Below are 20,693 nucleotides of genomic sequence, written 5' to 3'. Positions count from 1 at the left end.
TTGAATCACTGCTTCCCTGACGGAAAACAGCTTTCCATTCATTCTAACAGAACAGCGCGCTTTTTTCAATCGGCGAGTATCCGTCCCACCCGGAGAGTACCATCTCGCCCGGAGAGCATTTTCTTAAATGAGGATTCCAGCGGTATTCTCTATGCAACAAAAGAAGCCCCGGCGGTATTCCGCCGGGACCCCTCTTTTAAGGAAAGATTAATCGATAAGACCAATCCTGAACGTCTGTAATCGTTATGATTATTCGTCTTTTGCCCAACCGTAGGAGCACTGAACAGCTTTCTTCCAGCCTTTGAGCAGCTTAGCACGTGTTTCTTCGTCCATCTGAGGCTCGAATACTTTGTCGATTGCCCAGTTAGCGATAACGTCTTCTTTGCTGTTCCAGTATCCAACTGCCAGACCTGCCAGGTAAGCAGCACCCATAGCTGTTGTCTCAACACACTGTGGACGATGTACAGGAGCGTCGATGATATCTGCCTGGAACTGCATCAGGAAGTCGTTCTTACAAGCGCCGCCGTCAACCTTGAGGGCTGCCAGTTTAACACCAACGTCTTTCTGCATAGCTTCCAGAATATCGTATGTCTGATATGCCAGGGATTCAACTGTAGCACGGATGATGTGTGCTTTGTTACATCCACGGGTCAGGCCTACGATACATCCACGAGCGTACTGATCCCAGTGAGGAGCTCCAAGTCCTGTAAATGCAGGAACTACGTAACATCCGTTAGTATCCGGAACCTTGTTACAGAAGAACTCGGAATCAGGAGCAGCGTCCACGATCTTAACTTCGTCACGCAGCCACTGGATAGCAGCACCAGCTACGAATACGGAACCTTCCAGAGCGTAGTTAACTTCGCCGTCAAGTCCCCATGCAACTGTGGTAACCATGCCGTTCTCGGACAGTTTCATCTCTTTACCAATGTTCATTAACAGGAATGTACCTGTACCATATGTATTCTTAGCTTCACCAGCGTTGAAACAGGTCTGTCCAAACAGAGCGGACTGCTGGTCACCTGCAGCACCTGCGATCGGGATTCTTCCCTGGAACAGGCTCTCTTCTGTCATACCGTAAATCTCGCTGGATGGTTTCGGTGTAGGAAGCATGGATTTCGGAATCTCAAGAGCTTCAAGAATCTCATCATCCCACTGAAGAGTATTAATGTTAAACAGCATTGTTCTTGCTGCGTTGGAGTAATCTGTTACGTGAATCTTCTTGCCGGACAGGTTGTAAATTAACCATGTATCAACGGTACCGAACATTAACTGGCCAGCTTCAGCTTTTTCTCTTGCACCAGGAACATTTTCCAGAATCCAGTGAATCTTGGAGCCGGAGAAGTAAGCGTCGATAACAAGACCGGTCTTCTTCTGAATCATGTCAACCAGACCTCTTTCTTTTAAGGAGTCGCAGTATTCAGAAGTACGACGGCACTGCCAAACGATTGCATTATATACAGGAACGCCTGTCTCTCTATCCCAGACGATGGTTGTCTCACGCTGATTGGTAATACCGATACCAGCAATATCAGCAGCTCCAACGCCCAGCTGTTTCATTGCCTGTCTTGCAACGGATAACTGTGTATGCCAGATCTCTTTTGCGTCATGCTCTACCCAACCTGGCTGTGGATAATACTGTGTGAATTCCTGCTGTGCTACGCTGCAGATTTCACCTTTTTCATTAAATAAGATACAACGATTACTTGTTGTTCCAGCGTCTAACGCCATCATGTACTTAGCCATAAAATTAAACCTCCTTAAAATTAATCCGTTTCAATTCCTACAGTCACTTGAAAAATATGACCTGTAGGTATATATTATCACAATTTTTCCAATCTGTATTTAGACAATTCGAGGTTTTTGTATGGATATATCGTCTTTTTGCATGATAAATCGTGAAATTTCTATATTTTTTAAAGCATTTTTTATAATCATTTTACATCAAGAAAAAATTTTTATTTCTTATCTGTTTATAAATTGACTAAAAACCCGTTTCTTCCTATGAAAATTATACACACGTCCGCTTTTTCTGATGACTTTTCCGCTCCCGCCGCCGATACCAGCTGACATATGAAACTATACCCATTCCCGCTGCCTGAGCGTCTCATACATAAGCACCGTGGCAGCCACGGCGGCGTTCAGAGACTCCACCTGACCTTTCATGGGAATCCGAATCCTGCCGTCCGCCCGGGCGGCAAGTTCTTCGGAGAGTCCGTTGCCTTCGTTTCCAATGAAAAAGGCACAGCCGCCCCGGTAATCCTGCCGGTAAAAGTCCTCGCCGTCCAGATGAGCGGCAAAGGTGCGGACGCCCGCCTCCTTCAGCCTGCGCAGCACATCCTCAAAGTCATCCACGACCACAAACGGCATCCGGAAAATGGCTCCCATGGTAGAACGGATGACTTTCGGATTATACGGATCCACCGACTCCCGGTTTATGATAATGCCGCTCACCCCTGCGCCCTCGCTGGTACGCAGGATGGTTCCCATATTGCCCGGATCCTGCAGATTCTCCAGCAGAAACAGGCAGGGATTCTCATCCCTGGCAAGAATCTCCTCCAGCGGAGTCTCCTGCTTCTTTACCAGCGCCGTCACACCCTGCGGGGTTCTGGTGTCGGACAGATGCCGGCACACCGCGTCGCTGATCAGCTCGTAACGGCAGCCCGCAAGCCTGTCTCCGTATTTTTTCTCAAAACCTTCCGTCACATAGACTTCCAGCAGCCTCTCTTTCGGCACTTCGAAGAACATCCGCGGCCCCTCCACCAGAAAGCAGTCCTGCTGCCGGCGTGCCCTGGCACTGTTTTTCAGATTCATGATATTTTTAATCCTGCTATTTGATGTACTTGATATCATATTTTTTCTCCATTATTATTCCGTTTGTCACTCATACATTCTCTTGATTATATAGAACAGCTTCCGTATCACTTCGCTGACGCTTTCCTTGTAGTCGCTCTCCACCCACTCGAGGATATACTGCGTGATTCCGATGACGAGGAAATGCCGTACAAATTCATCGGATTCTTCATTTCGGTCTTTTATTATCCGGTTCGGCCAGTAGACATTGGTCATGCTCCGCATGATGACCGGGTAGATGGCCCGGCGCATGTAGCTGCTCTCCACATTTACCAGCATATTTTTTATGATGATCCTGTTATCCTTCATCCAGCACAGAGAGCGCTCCATGACAGCCTCCCAGGACTGCTCTTCGTTCACGCGGCTCTCCTGGGTCAGCTGGTATTCGAAGGCTCTCGTCATCAGATCATAAATGTTGTCAAAGTAATAATAAAAGGTCTGCCGGTTCACTCCGCATTGCTGCGCGATTTTCTGAATAGTAATCTTCGGAAACGGATACTTTCTGAGAAGCTCCATAAAGGCGATACACAGCAGGGTCTCCGTTTTTTTTCTCATATTTCTTCCTCCGCTCATACATAAGAAACTGCCGCGCTGACCTGTTTCCCAGTCTGCGCGGCAGCTTTCGCTTCTATCTCTCTATCCAAGAGTCAATGTAATCTGGGTGGTGGAATTTACCGTCACCCCGTCAACTTCCTTCACATGAAGTCTCAATGTATGATTTCCATCTTCCAGGTCTGTCACATCGATCCATGGCGTAAAATCAGTAATCTTCAAATCTTTCACCACGGATTCCGCTCCCTCAACTCGTATGACATATCTGTTTCCGCTGTCAAAAGAAACGTTTCGGTTTCCCCGGCCTCTCACGGTAATATCCGCCTCTGTAAATGTCAGGCGGCGCGTTATTCTCTGTTCTATGGTCGCCTGCACCTTTACGTCCTCTGTCTCATCGGCCAGTATCACGCCATCCGGCAGCAAATCTTCATCCAGCGTGATGGACTCTTCATAATTCTGTGTCAATCCCTCCACGGAAATGCTCGGCAGAGTGATAGAAGTTATATCTTCAAGGACATCATCCGGCGCCGCTATGAGAATCTGCTTCGGTTCATAATCAAAAGAAGTCATCTCATACCCGTCGGCAGGAATACCGGTAGTCTGCAGATTCACATCCACCATCTTTGTCTTCCAGAGCTGGACATCCACATCAATGGATGACGTATCCATCTGCACCTGAGTGCTGTCTATCACCTCATCATTATCATCATAAAGAACCGGATCCGCCGTGGTAGTCACATCGTTGCTGATTCCATCGATGTCCACCTCAGCCCGAATCTCCTTCGCGCTGGAAAGAAGATTCTCCGGGCCCGTTACTTTAACAAGATTCGGCGTTCCCGTCATACTTCCCACAGCATAGCCTTCTGCCGGGCTGCCTTCCAGTATGATATTGACCGGCACGCTGACGCTGACGACCGCATCTTTCTTAATCTTCATGGTATTGACATTTCCCAGAGTAATATCCAGCTGATTGGCATATTTCCTGGCAGTCACATCAATCGGAACAGCATCTACCTCTGACAATTTGGAAAAATCCGCCACTGCCTGAAAATCAGTCACTGACATCTCATTTAAAATACTCCGCTTGCCCTCCACAGTGATACTGACTTCCTCGCCTTCCACAACTTCATAGGCATATCCCAGATCTGTCAGCGCACTTTCATTGATGATCCTCACGGGAATCCCGCTGAATCTCTCCGTTCTGACCGGATCATTGATATTTGCTACCAAAATCCATATCAACACTGCAATAAGAACAGAAAGAACCTTCATCCCGGTATTGTTACTTATCAGATTTTTCAGATTTTTCGGATCTTTCATTACGCAACAGTCCTTTCCATTTCTTTAAAACATCCATACTTCCTGTCGGCTCCGGCCTCAGAAGATTCAGTCTCTCCTTCAGCTCTTCTCTGTCGAGACTGCGGTAAAGCTTGCCATCCTTCGCTACGGAAACTCCTCCGGTCTCCTCGGAAACCACGATAGTGGTGCTGTCAGACACCTCGCTGATACCTACCGCCGCCCGGTGCCTTGTTCCCAGCTCCTTCCCCAGCTCCATGCTGTCCGTCAGAGGAAGATAACAGGTTGCCGAAACAATGCGATTACCCCGGATGATCACCGCGCCGTCATGAAGCGGCGTATTGTGCTCAAAAATGTTGATCAGAAGCTGACTGCTCACGATACCGTCCACCGCGATTCCGGTTCTCTCATACTCGCCGAGAGCCACCTTCTGCTCAATGACGATGAGGGCGCCGGTCTTGACCTTGCTCATCTCAAAAGTTGCCCGGACTATCTCCGTGATGCCCTTCTCGGTGAGAAATGTCTTCTCCGAAGCTTCCTCATCCGAAGAAAAAATGAAATTACGGAGAAAGTTCTTTCTTCCCAGCTGCTCAAGAGCTCTCCGGAGCTCCGGCTGGAAAATAACAATCGCCGCCATAATTCCGACACTGAGCGAATTAGACAGCAGCCATGCAATGGTATCCAGCTGAAAAATCACCGCCATCAGAGCGAAAAGCAGCAGCACGATAATACCTTTGAACAGCGTCCACGCTCTGGTAAGCTGCAGCCATTTTATGATCTGATAGACAATCGCGCTGATAATGATAATCTCCACAATATCTGTGATACCGATCGTTGAAATGGAAAATCTGTATAAATATTTTTGTATTAAATCTAGAAATTGATCAAAACTCATTCATTCCGTCTCCAGTTTTCTGTTCTGTGTCCGTCTCTTCCGTCTCCGCCTGTTCCTCTTCCGGCGCCACAATGTCCGTCACGTTTCTCTCCTCCTGCGCCGCCTTGATCTTCGGTACCGCCTTGACAAAATAAATATACTCGTCATCTTCAAATGTAACCTTCTCTATTCTGGAAAAATCTCCGATTCCCTTGAAGAACTGCACCACCGTGGCCACTCCCATGGCCAGCACGATCTCCAGGAACACCCTCCATATCGTATAATCCAGCTCAAATATCAGCCGGCCGAAAAGGAGCAGCACCGCCAAAGATATATTGCCTATTATAATCGCAAACATCCAGGCCTTCTCATGAAACATCTGATAGAGTATTGCCGATACAAAGACCACCAGACAGAAGGTGACAAGAATCACCAGCAGCTTCCTGTCAATGACCATCAGACTGGCAATCCGGGACATGCCTATTCCGGGATCCAGATTCTCCGTTGTGGTCAGCAGCGCGCTGGCATCCTTTGTATACAAACTGAAAAAATAAATCAGTATTCCCGCCGCCATAGGGAGAATCCCGCTGAATCCGGCAGTCATACCCAATAATACCGGAAGAAAATATTCCATTTTAAGGTAAAATAAAATCGGCGTCAATATGATAATAAACGCATGTCTTCCGTCCACCCGCACAAACAGCAAATAGCAGATCACAAAAAACAGCAGAAACACCGCAAAAATCTCTACCGACACCTGCCAAAGATTCAGCAAAATCAGACAGGCCGCAGAATAAAAGCAAAAGGACAGCGGCAGAAACGCCTGAGCAGCAGATACGATCAGAAAAAGCCAGGGGCGGTTTACCGTCTCGTTGTACTGAAACATGCTCTGCACCAAACACAGCATGACAAGAGAAAAAAGCAGCTTCAGGGCAGGCTCTGCGTACTCAGAATGCTTTTGGTAAAAATACTTTATGTTTTCTTTTAAATATACTAACTGTGCCATACGCAACATCCTGTCTTTCTATTGTAATTCTTTTTCTTTATCCAGATACTTCTTCAAAGCGAAAAGATTCTTATCGTACTGCTTTACGCTCTCCATCATCCTTATGTACCGCTTTCGCTGAATCACAAAGGTAAGGATCAGATTAACGGCCATGACGACTCCATATACGACCAGCAGCTCTCTGAGAATATCATCGTAGGAAAAAGCCAGCCCTTCCGTCATGATATTGGAATAGTAACGCATCATATACAGAGACGCTCCAAGCCCGTAGGCCACTGTCACCGCAAAAAAGCTGCCCAGAAGCTTAAGGCTCAGGTATGACCTCATGCTGTACCGGTGCATTTTCAGCTCTTTTTTTCCGTTCTCCTTCTCATAGACCGCCAGCTTGGTCATCATCCGGACCTTCGATACATCTATCATATATTAATCCTTTCTGCAATCCGTCTCTTCTGATCCAGTCTTATTTATGTTAACATTTTCGCCGGAAAATATAAAAATACACTACTTTATCATTTATACTTAATAAGTATAACATGTTTATTCCAGGAATTACAATGATAATCTGAAAAACCATTACCCGTAAATGCGAAAAACTGCCGCCAAACAAAATATCAGAAATCTTCCCCTCTGATCTTCCATTTGTACGGCAGTTCTCTTTTCGCCATGTATGTTCCTGCACCGGAGAACCGCTCCCCGGATACTCTGCGGTCCGTCCTACATATCGCTTCTTGAAATCTCAAGAACTCTGTATTTGGATACGCCTTCTGCGCTCTCCACCTCAATCTCCTGTCCCAGCTTGGAACCTACCAGCGCCTTGCCCAGAGGAGATTCATTGGAAATAAGTCCCTTCATAATATCGGATTCCGTGGAACCCACGATCCGGTACTCCAGCTCCTCGTCAAACTCTTCATCATAGAATCTGACGGTGCTTCCGATGCTGACCGTATCCTTATCAAAGGTTGATTCGTCGATAACCTCGGCATTTCTTATGATCTTTTCAAGCTCCTCTATCTTTGCTTCGATGGAACGCTGCTCATCCTTAGCTGCATCATACTCGGCATTTTCAGATAAGTCGCCCTGCTCTCTTGCCTCTTTAATCTTCTGTGCAATCTCTTTTCTTTTTACTACCTTCAAATCCTGGAGTTCATCTTCCAGAGCCTGCATTCCCTTACTTGTCAGGATATGTTTCTTACTCTCTACCATAGTTCTCATCTACACCTTTCTTAAAGTTGCTTACCTGTCAAAAGTCTCCTTCCGATCATAAAAAGGAGACTCCAGATAAGTCATGATTATAATGCAAATTAAAAATCTTGTCAACGCGGGGAATTTACAATTCCACGGCAAAATTCTTTCAGTTCCGGTATGATATACCGCGCCGGCACTCCCGCTGCAATCGCCCTCAATCTTCCGGGTAATATTCCCGCAGCAAATCTTCCAGCTGAGCGAGGGTCGTCACCTGATTGACCTCCTGGCGCAGTTTCGATGAGCCGCGAAGTCCCATCGTATACCAGGCGGCATGCTTGCGCATCTCGCGGATTCCCGTATATTCTCCTTTGTACTCCACGCAAAGCGCGGCGTGGCGAAGGAGCATGTCCACCCTTTCGCGGGCGGTTGGCTCCGGCGGCTGCGGTTCTCCGCGAAGGGCCGCCCGAATCTCCCGGAAAATCCATGGATTTCCCTTGCTTCCCCGGGCCGCCATGATACCGTCGCAGCCGGTATGTTCCCGGATAGCCAGGGCGTCGGCACCGCTGTAAACATCGCCGTTGGCGATAACGGGAACGCTGACAGCCTCCTTGACCTGACGAATGGCGTCCCAGTCCGCCTTCCCGCTGTAATACTGTTCTCTGGTTCTGCCGTGGACCGTAAGAGCATCCGCGCCGCTTTCTTCGAGAGTCTTTGCAAACTCCACGGCATTTCTGTGTTCCTCGTCAAATCCCAGACGGAACTTCACAGTCACCGGAAGGGAAACAGCTTTTTTTACCTCTCTGACAATCCTCCCTGCCAGTTCCGGCTGTTTCATCAGAGCGGACCCTTCATGATTGTTCACGATCTTGGGTACCGGACAGCCCATGTTAATGTCGATGAAGGCAAATCCTCTGTCTTCTATCTTATGTGCCATCTCTCCCATTAATTCAGGTTCTGAACCAAAAATCTGCACGCCTACCGGCGCTTCCCTCTCATCAGTCAGAAGAAGGGGAATGGTATTCTTATTGCCATAATACAGCGCTTTCGCACTGATCATCTCCGTCACCGTCACATCACAGCCCTGCTCCCGGCACAGGAGCCGAAACGCCAGATCCGTAACTCCCGCCATGGGCCCAAGGATGACCGGAAATGTGCTGCCATAAATCTCTTCGACTCTATTTTTTCTGTTTATCATAAATAATCTGAAGTCCCTTCAACGTGAGGCTGGCGTCATAATAGTCGATACAATCGGTCTCCTCGGCGATCATCTTGCCAAGTCCGCCGGTTGCCACCACTTTTACATTTTCAAATCCGCTTTCTTCTATCATCTTGCGGATAATGTATTCGGTCTGTCCGATATAACCGAATACAAGTCCTGCCTGCATGCCGTTGACTGTCTCTTTGGTGAGAATAGATTCCGGTTTGCGGATCTCGATCTCCGGAAGCTTCGCCGCATGCTGCCAGAGAGCGTTGGCGGAAGTACGTATTCCCGGAGAAATGACACAGCCGATAAACTCTCCGTCCGGCGTGATCAGATCGTATGTGGTCGCTGTTCCGAAGTCCACCACGATAACCGGACCGCCGTAAAGCTCATAACCAGCCACGGCGTCCACAATACGGTCTGCACCCGTCTCCTTCGGGTTGGCAGTTTTAATCTTAATGCCCGTCTTGATTCCCGCCCCCACGATGATCGGCTGGAGATTAAAATACTTGATAATCGCGCTGGTAAAGGAATGCATTACCGCCGGCACTACCGAGGCGATGATAACGTCATCCACATCCTCCCTGCAGTATCCTTTATACTGAATCGCCTGCAGAATAAACAGACCGTATTCATCTGAGGTACGGTTGATCTTTGTTCTCATACGAAAAGTATCGCAGAGTTTTTTCCCCTGGAATATACCAAAAGTAATGTCCGTATTTCCAATATCAATTCCAATTAACATTATGTTCCTCCTGTGTAACAGTTATTCCTGCTCTTGCTGCAGAAAAAATACTTTATAATACATTTCAAGACTCTCCAGCAATTCTCTTTTTTCCTGCTGGATCTGCTTGATTTTCAACACACTGCCGATCTCGTCAAAAAAATAATCGTCTTCTTTGCTCTCTGTGACCAGATTCAGGTTTCCCTCCTCATCGAACTCCAAACGGAGGATCCCTCCCACATCTTCTGTGTACAGAACACACAGAATCTTTAATTCATCTTTGATTGCTTTGGGAAGCGAATCAAACTCGGGATTAAAGTAAAAAAGCTGTTCGTACTGGCTGGCGCCGCACAATATTTTCTTATCCTCTAACATTTCTGCCTCCTATACATAACCGTAAAGTCCCCGGACGGAAACTTCGCCGCTGCAGATACACTCAATCTCACCTGTCTCACTGCGAACAAGCAGTTCTCCCTTTTCATTGATGCCCTCGGCCCGGCGGATGATCTCCTGCCCGCGGCGGATGATCCTGACTTCCCGGCCGATATTTACAAGCCTTCTCTCGTATTCCTCTTTGAAAGGCTCAAGATCCTGTACCTGAAGAAATGTACGGTATCTCTCAGAAAACTCCCGGATAAAGTCCGCAAGAAACGCGGCCCGCACCGTCTGTCTTCCGGTTTCGCCGTAAATGGACGTAGCGGTACCGGCAAGTTCCTCCGGGAACGATTCCCGGTTAATATTAAATCCAACTCCGATGACCACATAGGATATCTCATCCATCTCCAGTCCCATCTCCGTCAGAATGCCGCAAATCTTCCGGTCATGGAGAATCACATCGTTGGGCCACTTGATCTGACATAATTCCCCGCTGTGCGTTTCTGCTGCTGCGGCCGCGGAAAGCGCCGCCACCAGCGTGAGCATGGAGGCACGGTCCGGCGGAATCTCCGGCCGCAGAAGGATCGTACAGAAAATATCTTTGCCCTCCGGCGAGGACCAGACTCTGCCCCGCCTTCCCTTTCCTGCCGTCTGATTATCAGCCACAAAGAGCGTTCCGTCTCTCTCCCCGAGAACAGCCTTCCGTTTGGCCTCCTCATTGGTGGAATCCACCGATGGAAAACAGACGATCCGCCCCGGCCATTCATCTTCCGTCAGATACTCGCGGACAGCTTCCTCTGTCAGCAAATCCGGACTGCGTAAAAGCCGGTAGCCCTTCCGGGTCACCGACTCTATCTCATATCCTTCTTTTTTCAGTACGTTTATATACTTCCACACGGCAGTACGCGAGACGCCCAGACGCTCACAGAGAGCCTGTCCGGACACAAATCCGTTCTCCCGGCGGAGGATATGCAATATTTTATCTTTCATATTCATCTATCTTCCCAATGTCGCCACCATCACAGCCTTGATCGTGTGCATCCGGTTCTCCGCCTCATCAAAGACAACCGAATTCTCCGAGCGGAATACTTCATCCTCTACTTCCCGGATATCCAGTCCCAGGCGGTCCCGCATGTCTTTTGCCACCACCGTGTCAAAGTTATGGTATGCCGGCAAACAGTGCATGAACAGACACTTATCGTTGCCGGTATCCTCCATCATCTTCCGGGTGATCTTATACGGTGAAAGGGCTTTTACCCGCGCCGGATAAAGATCTTCCGGCTCGCCCATGCTCACCCATACGTCTCCGTAAATCACATCGGCGCCTTTCACATCTTCCGGGTCATGGGAAATCTCGATGACCGCGCCGCTCTCCTCTGCCAGCTTCCGGGAAATCTTCAGCACATTTTCATCGCAGACCGTCTCCTCCGGTCCCACCGCCTTAAAGTGCATACCCATGATAGCGCAGCCGTACATGAGCGCGTACATCACATTGTCAGAAAGGTCTCCCACGAAGGTCAGACACATATCCTCCAGAGGCTTATCAATATGCTCCTCCATAGTAAGGAAATCCGCCAGCACCTGCGTCGGATGATCCGTATCGGTCAGCCCGTTCCACACCGGCACGCCCGAATACCTGGCAAGATCTTCCACGATATCCTGTCCGTATCCCCGGTACTCAATGGCGTCATACATGCGCCCGAATACCTTTGCCGTATCTTCGATGGTTTCCTTTTTGTTCATATGAGAATTAGACAGATAGGTCACATGGGCGCCCTCATCAGCGGCCGCCACCTCAAAAGAACAACGGGTTCTTGTGGAGGACTTGTCAAAGATGAGAACAATGTTCTTCCCCTTCAATTCTTCTCCCAGCACGCCGCTCTTCTTCTTGGCCTTGAGCTCATGCGCCAGATCCAGCATATAGCGGATCTCTTCCTTATTAAAATCCAGTAACGTTAAAAAATTACGACCTTTTAAATCCATAGCAAATCCTCCCAAGACGCCTGCATCGCCTGAAAACACGTCTTATCTAAACCTTTTTATCAAATTTTTACTGTAATGTCAAGCATTGATATTCCGGTAAAATATTCTCCTGAATACCGGTCGGTTAATGGGTGACATAATCGGCAATCAGATTGTAATCAAGCACCTTTTTACAGGTGTCGATCAGCGCATTGGCCCGGTCTGAATACTGCTGGCAGAGACTGATGTTCAGGTTCATCCTGCTGCCGTCCCGCAGATCCCACAGGCTGCCGCTCTCCACAGTGCTGTCCTTGCCGATACCGAACAGCATATTATTATCGCCGGTGATAAAGGAACCCTTGCCGATATAGGATATCTGCGCCACAAACCCCTCATCGGCGTTTAGCAGATCGTGTCCGAACACCAACGGCTGCCCCGTCTCCACATTCATCAGATTGGCGATGGTCGGCATGATATCCACCTGACCTCCCACAGTGTCAATGGTCTTTGCCTCTCCGAGTCCCGGAATGTGGATAATCAGCGGCACGTTAAGCATCTCGTCATAGTTGTATTCCCTTCCCAGAAACTGACTCATCTTGCTCTTCACCGCCGGCGTCTCCATATTCATACCCTGATGATCGCCGTAGATGACAATCATCGTATTCTCATAAAGGCCGGCGTCCTTCAGATACTGAACCAGATCTCCGAACGCCTCGTCAGTATAGCGGACTGTCTGAAGATAATTACCGAAGGTACTCCCTTTATCGCTCTCCTTCACCTCCAGAGTCGCCAGCGAAGGATCCAGCTCATAAGGGATGTGATTGGTCAGTGTGACCATGAAGCTGAAAAACGGCTCCCCCTTCTCCTTCAGAATATCCACCGCCTGCCGGAACATTTCCTTATCTGTCAGACCGAAGCCGGACACTTCCGTCATATCAAGCTCCTCCTGGGAATAAAAATGCTGAAAGCCCTGGGTCTTGTATGCCTCGTCCCGGTTCCAGAAGGTCTTCACATAGCCGTGGAAGGCGTAAGCGCCGTATCCCTCTCCCCGCAGCATCCACGGGAGCCCCTGAAATGTATTGTCCACATACAGGCGGTAACACTCCCTCTCATCGTTGGGATACAATCCGTTGAGCGCCGCAAACTCCGCGTCGCTGGTGTTCCCCACACCGGTGGTGGAATAAAAGTGGTTGAAGTAAAAAGTATCTTCCTCCAGCATCGCATTGAGGTTCGGCGTCAGCTCTTGCCCGTTATACTCCGCACCGATAACAAAGTCATTGAGCGATTCCGTCTGAATGAGGATCAGATTCATCCCCTCTGCCACACCTTTATAAGCCTCGCCCGATGACTTGGGCACAATCTCCTCCATGGTGGCAAGAATCTCTTCCTCGTCCACCTGCCCTCTCTGCAGCTTGCCCACCACATTTACCAGAATATCGTTGGTATGATAGGTAAAAAACTCGATGTGATTGACCTTCTGCACCGAGCGCAGATTGTACGGGTTCCACCCATAGTAAAACCAGGCGCAGGCCATCACTATCAGCAGCAGCGCGTGCGCCAGCACATAAGGCACAAACTTCCGCATGGACATGGCCGAAAGAGGTTCCCCGCTCTTCTGCCGCAGCCTGTAAAAATAGAGCACAAAAGGCAGATCCACCAATGTCAGCAGACATCCAGGACTTACCGCCGCTCCCAGCACATTCCCATCCCCCACAATCTGACCGAGGCTGGCAATCTGATAAATCTGATTCACGGAAATGTATTTGCCGAAATAGCTGCTGTAGGCGGCGTCCGCGAACATCACCACCGTCACAAGAATATACAGGACATAAAAAATCCAACGGCTGACCTTTCCTCTTCCCATGGAGCATATCTCAAACAGTCCGAACAGGAAAAGTACCGTGAGTATCGGCACTTCATATACATTCATCATGTCCAGCCGGTCCGTCTGCCAGTAATATATGAATATCTTCAGCGCAAGAAACGGATACGCCAGCCAGAAGTGCCTGATGTATTTTGTCAAGGCAAAGCCTCCCTTCCATTTTCACTGTAAATGTATTAGCACACTAGCGTATCATAGCACAAAACTGTGAAACTGAAAAGGAAAAAGTCCGGCTGAGCATCTCAGCCGGACCCTTTTGTCCGTAAATCTTAGGAATGTTTTGTCTTATTTCTCCAGCTTCGGAGCTGCCTTTACATCCGGCTTCGGATCAACGGCAACTTCCTTGATGGAAGAAACCAGACCCGCCAGTCCCTGAATCTCCGACGGCACGATGATCTTCGTGGCTCTGCCGTCCGCTGCCTTCTCAAACGCCTCGAGAGACTTAAGCTTGATAACCGCCTCGTCTGCTCCGGCCTCCTTGATGGCTCTGAGACCGTCCGCAGTAGCCTGCTGTACCTTGAGGATTGCCTCTGCCTGACCTTCCGCCTCGCGGATGGTAGCCTCTTTCTTAGCCTCCGCATTAAGGATCGCAGCTTCTTTCTCCGCTTCCGCTTCCAGAATCATGGATTCCTTATGTCCCTCCGCAATGAGGATGGAGGACTTCTTCTCACCCTCGGCACGAAGAATGGCCTCACGACGCTCCCGTTCCGCCTTCATCTGTTTCTCCATGGCATTCTGAATCTCTGCCGGAGGGATGATGTTCTTAAGCTCCACACGGTTTACCTTGATGCCCCACGGGTCTGTGGCCTCATCCAGCGTAGCCCGCATCTTTGTGTTGATGGTCTCGCGGGATGTGAGGGTCGCGTCCAGTTCCAGATCACCGATAATATTACGAAGGGTTGTGGCCGTCAGATTCTCGATGGCCATGATCGGATTATCCACACCGTAAGCGTAGAGCTTCGGGTCTGTGATCTGATAGTAAACCACCGTATCAATCCGCATGGTAACATTATCCTTCGTGATAACCGGCTGAGGTGCGAAATCCACCACCTGCTCCTTCAGGAGCACCTTTCTTGCCACCCGGTCGATGAACGGCACCTTAAAATGCAGTCCCACGGACCATGTGCCGTTATACGCGCCGAGACGTTCTATCACGTATGCCTGCGCCTGCGGAACGATCCGGACACAGGATACCACAATATAAATCACCAGTATGATGAGAATCACTAAAAAAACGTTGCCAACTATGTTCATATTTTGCCTCCTTTTTCTGGCTCAGCCATCTCTGTTGTGCTGTATTACCTGCCGCACGGCAGTCTCCGGCAGTTCCTCTGCCGCCGGGCTACCTTTCTGAATCCGGCTCTACGATCAGTTTGACGCCGGATATGGACTTTACCTTCACCCGGGTATCCTTCGGCAGAATCTGTTCGTCCTGCACGCTCCTCGCGGTCCAGACCTGCCCCATGATGGTAACCTGACCTTCCGCCCGCAGATTATCGATGGTCTGAGTCACGATGCAGCTCCTGCCCACCAGACTGTCTGCATTGGTCTTAACAGTTCTGCTGTTTAAATATTTCTTCGCCAGCGGCCTCGTCACGATCAACAGGACAACAGACACAACCACAAATGCGGCCACCTGAACTCCCACCGGCAGATGTAGCGCCGCTGTCAGCGCGCCCACCAGCGCTCCTCCGGCAAACCATATGGTCGTCAGTCCCATCGTCAGGAGTTCCAGGATGAGTAATACCGCCGCAGCAATCAACCAGTATAATACTGCCATATAAACTCCTCCCTGTCTGCAGCTTATGCACATCCGGCTCTCGTGCCGCCGGTCACGGTTCCCCGTCTCCGCCGCCGGATACCGCCGGATCATCCTCTTGCTACAGCTCCATTTTATCTTATTTGCCCTGAGAAGTAAACTTAATTCTACTCATTTAATAGAAACTTAACATCCAGTGTAACATATGTTCTGGGAGGGCGGCAGAATATGAAAAAAGCAAGGCTACATAAGGCACCAAAGGATTTGAAATGTCTTTTGTCCATTTTTCAGTCGGAAGTTATCATACCTTCACCGGCTCCTGTTCTGCAGCACTCGCCATGATTCTCTCAATAATTGCTTCATCTACTCCCTGTTCTCTCATCAAACGTATCATTTTTTCACAGCCTTCTCTCAGACCCTCTTCCTTACCTCCGTTAAAGATTCTCTCTGAATATTCACACATTTCTCTGATTCCTCCCTTCTCCCGTTTCAGGTAATGTACCCGGCGAGATAATGCTCCCTGGCTCATGTCGTCCGGGTCGCAGGTTTTAAAGTATCGCATCAAAGCAGCTTTGGGTGAACCGTCGTCGATGGCCGCATTGATATATATGGTATGCTGCCATCGTTATATTCTTCTATTTGTCCTTTTAAATGTCTCTCCACCGGGGATTCTGTCTCCTGTGTCTCCCAGATATCCGTTTCACTGATATAGATCACATACACCTCCGGCATCTCGTTGTATTCTTTCCCCTTTTCCAGGTACTCCGCATCCACCAGGGCGCTGTACCGCCGGGTACGCCGGGCATGATCGATGGTTGTCTTCCTCTGAATCTCCAGATTATAGACCCGCCCCTGCGTATCTTCCGCCAGGATATCCAGCACCGCGTCCTTTGAAACCAATTTCGATATCCTGTACTGATTCCTCACCTCCACGATCTCTATGGTCGGATCATCCATCAGGATGCGGATGACATGCTGGCAGGCTTCCACGTCCTTCAGCACCACCTTCATAAAAGTATCATGCAGCAGGGTCAGCTTCTCTACTCCCTGCAGCAGGAATTCCCGATGCTTGATACGGCTGTCGGTTTCTCTTACGTAAGTATCGGAATGTTCCACTTTGCTCATTGTTCGCCTCCTTCAATACATTATGCGAGCTTCTCCTTCGGAAAATCTGATAGCTTACACCGACATTATACATGATTTATTATCTTTTTTGTATTATATCACAAAATACAAATAATTGCCTGCTTTCTTGAAAAAAGCTGCTTTATCCAAAAACAGCTTCGCATCTCCCTTTTGATAATACATGCATAACATCCTCCGCACAGCAAAAGCGCATTTACAATATCATCCGCACTATAGAGAAAAACCCCCGGCAGTCTCTCATTAAACTACCGGGGGTTCTCCATTTGTAACAGTTCAGCCATGGTATCTCGGAAACGTGCTACTCATGCAGCTTGTCCGGTGCCGCGCACCTGTTTCCTCAATGATAGCTGAACAGAAATTGATTTTCATTTAATATATCAGCGTACACGCACCGAATCTTTATCCGTTCGTGCGTCTTCTTCTGCGCGCCACAACCACTCCGCCGACGATCACTGCCGCTGCCAGCAGTCCGCCGTACAACAGAATCTGGTTGTTGTCTCCGGTCCTGCTGGAACGGGAGCTGCGGTTGGTTCCGCTGGATGTGTTGCGGTTATCGCTGCTACTGTTGTTGTTATTATTGTTGTTGGAGCTGGTATCTCTCGGCGCCTGAGTAGACGGATCCTGGTAGTAGCCGTCGGCGCCTTCTTTCAGGGTGTTGGTGATGGCTACGTTTCCGGTGGTCTGGTCCACAGACAGGTTTACATTTGCTTCGCCGGTTACAGTGTACGGGAAGGTTTCTTTGTTGATAAGAGTTCCGTCTTCCTCGGTCTCCATCACTGCGTAGGTGATCGGCTCAGTGCCGTTCGTGCCGCCCAGAGGGACTTCCACGGTCACAGATCCGTTGTTATTGAGTTTCACCACTTCGGTCGGGTTGGCATTTACATTTCCCTGCGCGTCCACGGTAAAGATACCTGCATAGAATGGATAATTGGTGGCAATCATCTGGCCGTTATCCATGACGCTCTTGGTGATGGTAATCTCGCCGGTCACATAGTAGCCGTCCGGCAGGTCAGCGTACACGTTGCTGATGGTAGCGCTGGCGTTCGGATTGTTCTCCGTATCCAAGATGATCTCCGGCGCTTCGCCTGCATTCGGCGCAGTCGGGTCCTCGCCCGCCATGACTGTAAAGAGATTATTACTGTCTGCACCGCCGAGATCGGAACTGTAAGTGATGGCGTTGCCGTTCTCATCCAGCTCAAATACATAGTACGGTTTGCTGGTGATCGGCAGGTTATCGAAAGTCACTGTACTGCTGCTGGTTCCCTGGATGGTCACCGTCTGACGCCAGTTTTCGCCGCTGTAGCGGTACTGTCCCTGGGAATCCATAAAAAGCCCGATGTCATAAGATGCATTTTCTGCGGTGGTATCCAGCAGGTTGCCATCGTTATTGTATTTTAACGCTTTGGTCACCTGGATGCTTCCCAGACTGTCAAATTCCGCGCCCTTCGGATTTGCCACCACATTGTAGATCCAGTTGGCACCGTCGGTCATGTACGGAATAGCCACCAGAAACGGACTGGTGATTCCGTAAGCGTTGGCGTTGGTCTGCTGCACCAGGTACATGCCCTGAGGGAGCCCTTCACCATTCTCACCCCGGAAGACCGCCACGCCGTCCTCGCCGTTCACGGTCGCCGTATATTCTTTGCCTGCCGCAGTAAGCCCGGCATCCAGTACGGCGTCCTCTAACTTCTCCGCCGCTTCCAGATTGGCCTCTGCCGTGGTGACATCATTCAGGTCAACCCCGGCAAGGCTTTCCAGACCTGCCAGATCCGGCATCAGATCAAACTGGATATAATTGTTCTCGGTGTTGATCCTGCCCACCTGATAAATGGTCAGCTCCACACCATTTTTATTGGTCGTCTCCTGGGTCCCGATGTCCCCCAGTTTCACGGTGATGCTTCCCGGCTGGTTCGGATTATAGGTATTGGACGCCGACGCTCCCTCCTCAGCATGAACAGGGATGCCGGCAAATGTACCGAACACCAGGGATAATACCAGCAGGACGGTCAGAAAAGCCCCATATTTTCTTATTGTGAAAGATCTCTGCTTCATTGGTTCGCCTCCTCCTTCTTTTTACGGCTGTTTGTTCTTATTCTCCTGATAAAACGGATGATCCCGTAAATAAGCATGATTACAATGAGTCCCACGGACAGCAGGAACGTCTTCTGGGACAAAAGCCACTGCCACAGGCTCTCCCGCATGGCCGCGGTCTGGCTGTCCTGCGCACCGTCGTAATCGGTCCGCTCCGCATGGATGAGCAGCCGGTGGGAATTGATGCCGTACGGCGTGCAGGTGACCAGAGTCACCAGATCCCGCCCTTCCTGAATGCTCAGGCTGTCCACCTGTTCAGGCAGCACCGTCTCGATGTCATAGACCCGGTACGCCAGGGTCTCTTTCAATATATGGATATAGAAAACATCGCCCTCCCGGACCTGATCCAGATCCGTAAAGAGCTCGGCGGTCGGCAGCCCCCGGTGCCCGGTCAGCACGCTGTGGGTGCTCTCCCCACCCACGGGAACGGATGTACCCATGAGGTGTCCCGCACCGATATTCAGGACATCGGCCGATGTCCCATGATAAATAGGAAGGTACACGTTGATGCCGGGTATCTCCACGGCTCCCATGACGCCGCTTTCCTCCATGTCGAGGATACCCGCATACTCCGGGTCCTCCCCGGCGTCACCCTGGGTGAACGCATCCTGGATGACCGCCCCGCTTCCGGCCAGCCTTTCATTATATTCCACGGCCTCCTGTCGGTACGCGTCAAGCTCCTCCTGCTCCATCTTTGCCAGTCCCTCATCATACTCCGCCATGACCGTCCCCTGATGGAGCTGGTTGTACAGCGTGCTGATGGTCGGATAATTAAAGATCAGGAGGCCTGCCATGAGCAGGAGCACGGCAAATGTACCGATGATCTTATTCCTCATGCTGTCCGCCTGCTTTCTTTCTCTTTCTGTGCCGGATGCCCGCCACGGCCAAAATCGCCGCCGCTGCCACTGCCGCCGCAATGTAAGCACCCCACATCGAATCCCATCCTTTCGCCTGACTCGACGCCTTTGCCTGCGCCTCCTCATAAGGAATCCTCGTGCCCCGCACCAGAAGCCGGTGGCTGTTGATGCCGTACGGCGTACAGGTGACCAGGGTCACATAATCTTCATTTTTATCAATCAACAGATCCGAGATGTCCTCCGGGAGGACCACCTTGATCTGGTCAACTTCGTATGCCAGCGTCTGATTCAGAACATGGATGTAAAATACATCTCCCTCTTCCACCTCAGACAGATTATTGAACATTTCTGCTGTCGGCAGCGCCGTATGCCCGGATATGACCGCATGGGTCCCGGTCCCGCCCACCGGCAGGGAACTGTTCTGCAGGTGCCCCGCACCTCGCTCCAGGGACTCACTGTTCGTCCCGTGATAGATCGGAAGGTAGATATCCTGCCCGGGGATCTCCACGCTCCCCATGACACCGTCTCCTCCGATATTCAGCAGATCCTCATACTCTGTATTCTGTTCCTCCAGCGCCTCCGCATTGAACGGGTCTGTGAGGACCACATTTCCTAAAAGGCTCTCGTTATATTTCCTGGCCTTCTCCAGTTCGTCTTCAATCTGTTCCTGTGACAATTTCGCCGCTTCCTCATCATAGTCCGCCACAACCTGACCCTGATGACGGTCCATGTACCAGCTGCTCACAACCGGGTACAGCACCAATCCGGCTCCTCCGAGAAAAAGCAAAACAATCATTATAATAGGAAGGAATCTTTTCACTGCGCTTCTTCTCCTTTTACATCTATGCGGGAACCGGGCAGCCCGGCCCCCGCCAAAAACTTCTGTCTTACCTTGCTGCAACATTTCTTCCCGACCGCAGCCGACGCATT

At 49.9% G+C, this 20,693-nt stretch carries 21 protein-coding genes; all 21 read right to left on the bottom strand.

All coding sequences use genetic code 11. The features are described 5' to 3' along the window. Positions 1 to 249 precede the first annotated feature (249 nt). Positions 250 to 1,746, bottom strand: coding sequence for a glycerol kinase GlpK (gene glpK / locus B5F87_RS00445; RefSeq protein WP_087275266.1), 1,497 nt, complete (start codon positions 1,744 to 1,746; stop codon positions 250 to 252). 333 nt (positions 1,747 to 2,079) lie between these two features. Next, positions 2,080 to 2,853, bottom strand: a complete 774-nt coding sequence (locus B5F87_RS00440) for an RNA methyltransferase (RefSeq protein ID WP_087275263.1) — start codon at positions 2,851 to 2,853, stop codon at positions 2,080 to 2,082. 27 nt (positions 2,854 to 2,880) lie between these two features. Continuing rightward, complete coding sequence (locus B5F87_RS00435; protein ID WP_158096896.1) at positions 2,881 to 3,408, bottom strand: TetR/AcrR family transcriptional regulator; 528 nt, start codon at positions 3,406 to 3,408, stop codon at positions 2,881 to 2,883. Positions 3,409 to 3,489: 81 nt separating this feature from the next. After that, on the bottom strand, positions 3,490 to 4,725 hold the full coding sequence (locus B5F87_RS00430; RefSeq protein ID WP_087275260.1) for a CdaR family protein: 1,236 nt from the start codon (positions 4,723 to 4,725) through the stop codon (positions 3,490 to 3,492). Then, positions 4,688 to 5,596 (bottom strand): diadenylate cyclase CdaA, encoded by a 909-nt coding sequence (gene cdaA, locus B5F87_RS00425; RefSeq protein WP_087275258.1) that lies wholly within the window; start codon positions 5,594 to 5,596, stop codon positions 4,688 to 4,690. Before cdaA ends, B5F87_RS00430 begins: the two co-directional genes overlap by 38 nt. After that, complete coding sequence (locus tag B5F87_RS00420; RefSeq protein WP_087275256.1) at positions 5,586 to 6,581, bottom strand: hypothetical protein; 996 nt, start codon at positions 6,579 to 6,581, stop codon at positions 5,586 to 5,588. Before B5F87_RS00420 ends, cdaA begins: the two co-directional genes overlap by 11 nt. 18 nt (positions 6,582 to 6,599) lie before the next feature. Beyond that, complete coding sequence (locus B5F87_RS00415; RefSeq protein ID WP_087275255.1) at positions 6,600 to 7,001, bottom strand: hypothetical protein; 402 nt, start codon at positions 6,999 to 7,001, stop codon at positions 6,600 to 6,602. A 294-nt stretch (positions 7,002 to 7,295) separates the two neighbouring features. After that, positions 7,296 to 7,784 (bottom strand): transcription elongation factor GreA, encoded by a 489-nt coding sequence (greA, locus tag B5F87_RS00405; protein ID WP_087276075.1) that lies wholly within the window; start codon positions 7,782 to 7,784, stop codon positions 7,296 to 7,298. 196 nt (positions 7,785 to 7,980) lie between these two features. Further along, entirely contained in the window at positions 7,981 to 8,961 is a 981-nt protein-coding gene (gene dusB, locus B5F87_RS00400) for a tRNA dihydrouridine synthase DusB (RefSeq protein WP_087275251.1), read from the bottom strand. Then, positions 8,942 to 9,712, bottom strand: a complete 771-nt coding sequence (locus B5F87_RS00395) for a type III pantothenate kinase (RefSeq protein WP_087275250.1) — start codon at positions 9,710 to 9,712, stop codon at positions 8,942 to 8,944. The genes dusB and B5F87_RS00395 overlap by 20 nt, the downstream gene beginning before the upstream one ends. A 21-nt stretch (positions 9,713 to 9,733) precedes the next feature. Next, the gene (locus B5F87_RS00390; protein ID WP_087275248.1) at positions 9,734 to 10,066 is read right to left on the bottom strand and encodes a DUF6145 family protein; all 333 of its coding nucleotides are present in this window, start codon (positions 10,064 to 10,066) and stop codon (positions 9,734 to 9,736) included. Positions 10,067 to 10,075: 9 nt separating this feature from the next. Beyond that, positions 10,076 to 11,056, bottom strand: a complete 981-nt coding sequence (locus B5F87_RS00385; protein ID WP_087276072.1) for a biotin--[acetyl-CoA-carboxylase] ligase — start codon at positions 11,054 to 11,056, stop codon at positions 10,076 to 10,078. 6 nt (positions 11,057 to 11,062) lie between these two features. Further along, a complete protein-coding gene (gene argF / locus B5F87_RS00380; protein WP_087275246.1) occupies positions 11,063 to 12,049 on the bottom strand; it encodes an ornithine carbamoyltransferase in 987 nt (328 codons plus the stop codon). A 124-nt stretch (positions 12,050 to 12,173) separates the two neighbouring features. Continuing rightward, a complete protein-coding gene (locus B5F87_RS00375; protein WP_087275244.1) occupies positions 12,174 to 14,051 on the bottom strand; it encodes an LTA synthase family protein in 1,878 nt (625 codons plus the stop codon). A 144-nt stretch (positions 14,052 to 14,195) separates the two neighbouring features. Beyond that, positions 14,196 to 15,164, bottom strand: coding sequence for an SPFH domain-containing protein (locus B5F87_RS00370; RefSeq protein ID WP_087275242.1), 969 nt, complete (start codon positions 15,162 to 15,164; stop codon positions 14,196 to 14,198). An 88-nt stretch (positions 15,165 to 15,252) separates the two neighbouring features. Next, a complete protein-coding gene (locus B5F87_RS00365; protein WP_087276069.1) occupies positions 15,253 to 15,690 on the bottom strand; it encodes an NfeD family protein in 438 nt (145 codons plus the stop codon). Between the two features lie 280 nt (positions 15,691 to 15,970). Next, positions 15,971 to 16,231 (bottom strand): hypothetical protein, encoded by a 261-nt coding sequence (locus B5F87_RS20605; RefSeq protein WP_143405167.1) that lies wholly within the window; start codon positions 16,229 to 16,231, stop codon positions 15,971 to 15,973. Further along, positions 16,231 to 16,794 (bottom strand): PD-(D/E)XK nuclease family transposase, encoded by a 564-nt coding sequence (locus B5F87_RS00360; protein WP_087275240.1) that lies wholly within the window; start codon positions 16,792 to 16,794, stop codon positions 16,231 to 16,233. Before B5F87_RS00360 ends, B5F87_RS20605 begins: the two co-directional genes overlap by 1 nt. Before the next feature lie 420 nt (positions 16,795 to 17,214). Next, on the bottom strand, positions 17,215 to 18,867 hold the full coding sequence (locus B5F87_RS00355; protein ID WP_087275236.1) for a pilin N-terminal domain-containing protein: 1,653 nt from the start codon (positions 18,865 to 18,867) through the stop codon (positions 17,215 to 17,217). Beyond that, complete coding sequence (locus B5F87_RS00350) at positions 18,864 to 19,742, bottom strand: class C sortase (RefSeq protein ID WP_087275234.1); 879 nt, start codon at positions 19,740 to 19,742, stop codon at positions 18,864 to 18,866. Before B5F87_RS00350 ends, B5F87_RS00355 begins: the two co-directional genes overlap by 4 nt. Then, positions 19,732 to 20,583, bottom strand: coding sequence for a class C sortase (locus B5F87_RS00345; RefSeq protein WP_158096895.1), 852 nt, complete (start codon positions 20,581 to 20,583; stop codon positions 19,732 to 19,734). The genes B5F87_RS00350 and B5F87_RS00345 overlap by 11 nt, the downstream gene beginning before the upstream one ends. Between the last annotated feature and the right edge of the window lie 110 nt (positions 20,584 to 20,693).

Source organism: Eubacterium sp. An3 (genome assembly GCF_002159465.1).
Taxonomy (GTDB): domain Bacteria; phylum Bacillota; class Clostridia; order Lachnospirales; family Lachnospiraceae; genus Anaerobutyricum; species Anaerobutyricum stercoris.
Note: the sequence above shows the minus strand (reverse complement) of the source record. Positions and strands in the feature narration are given on the sequence as shown.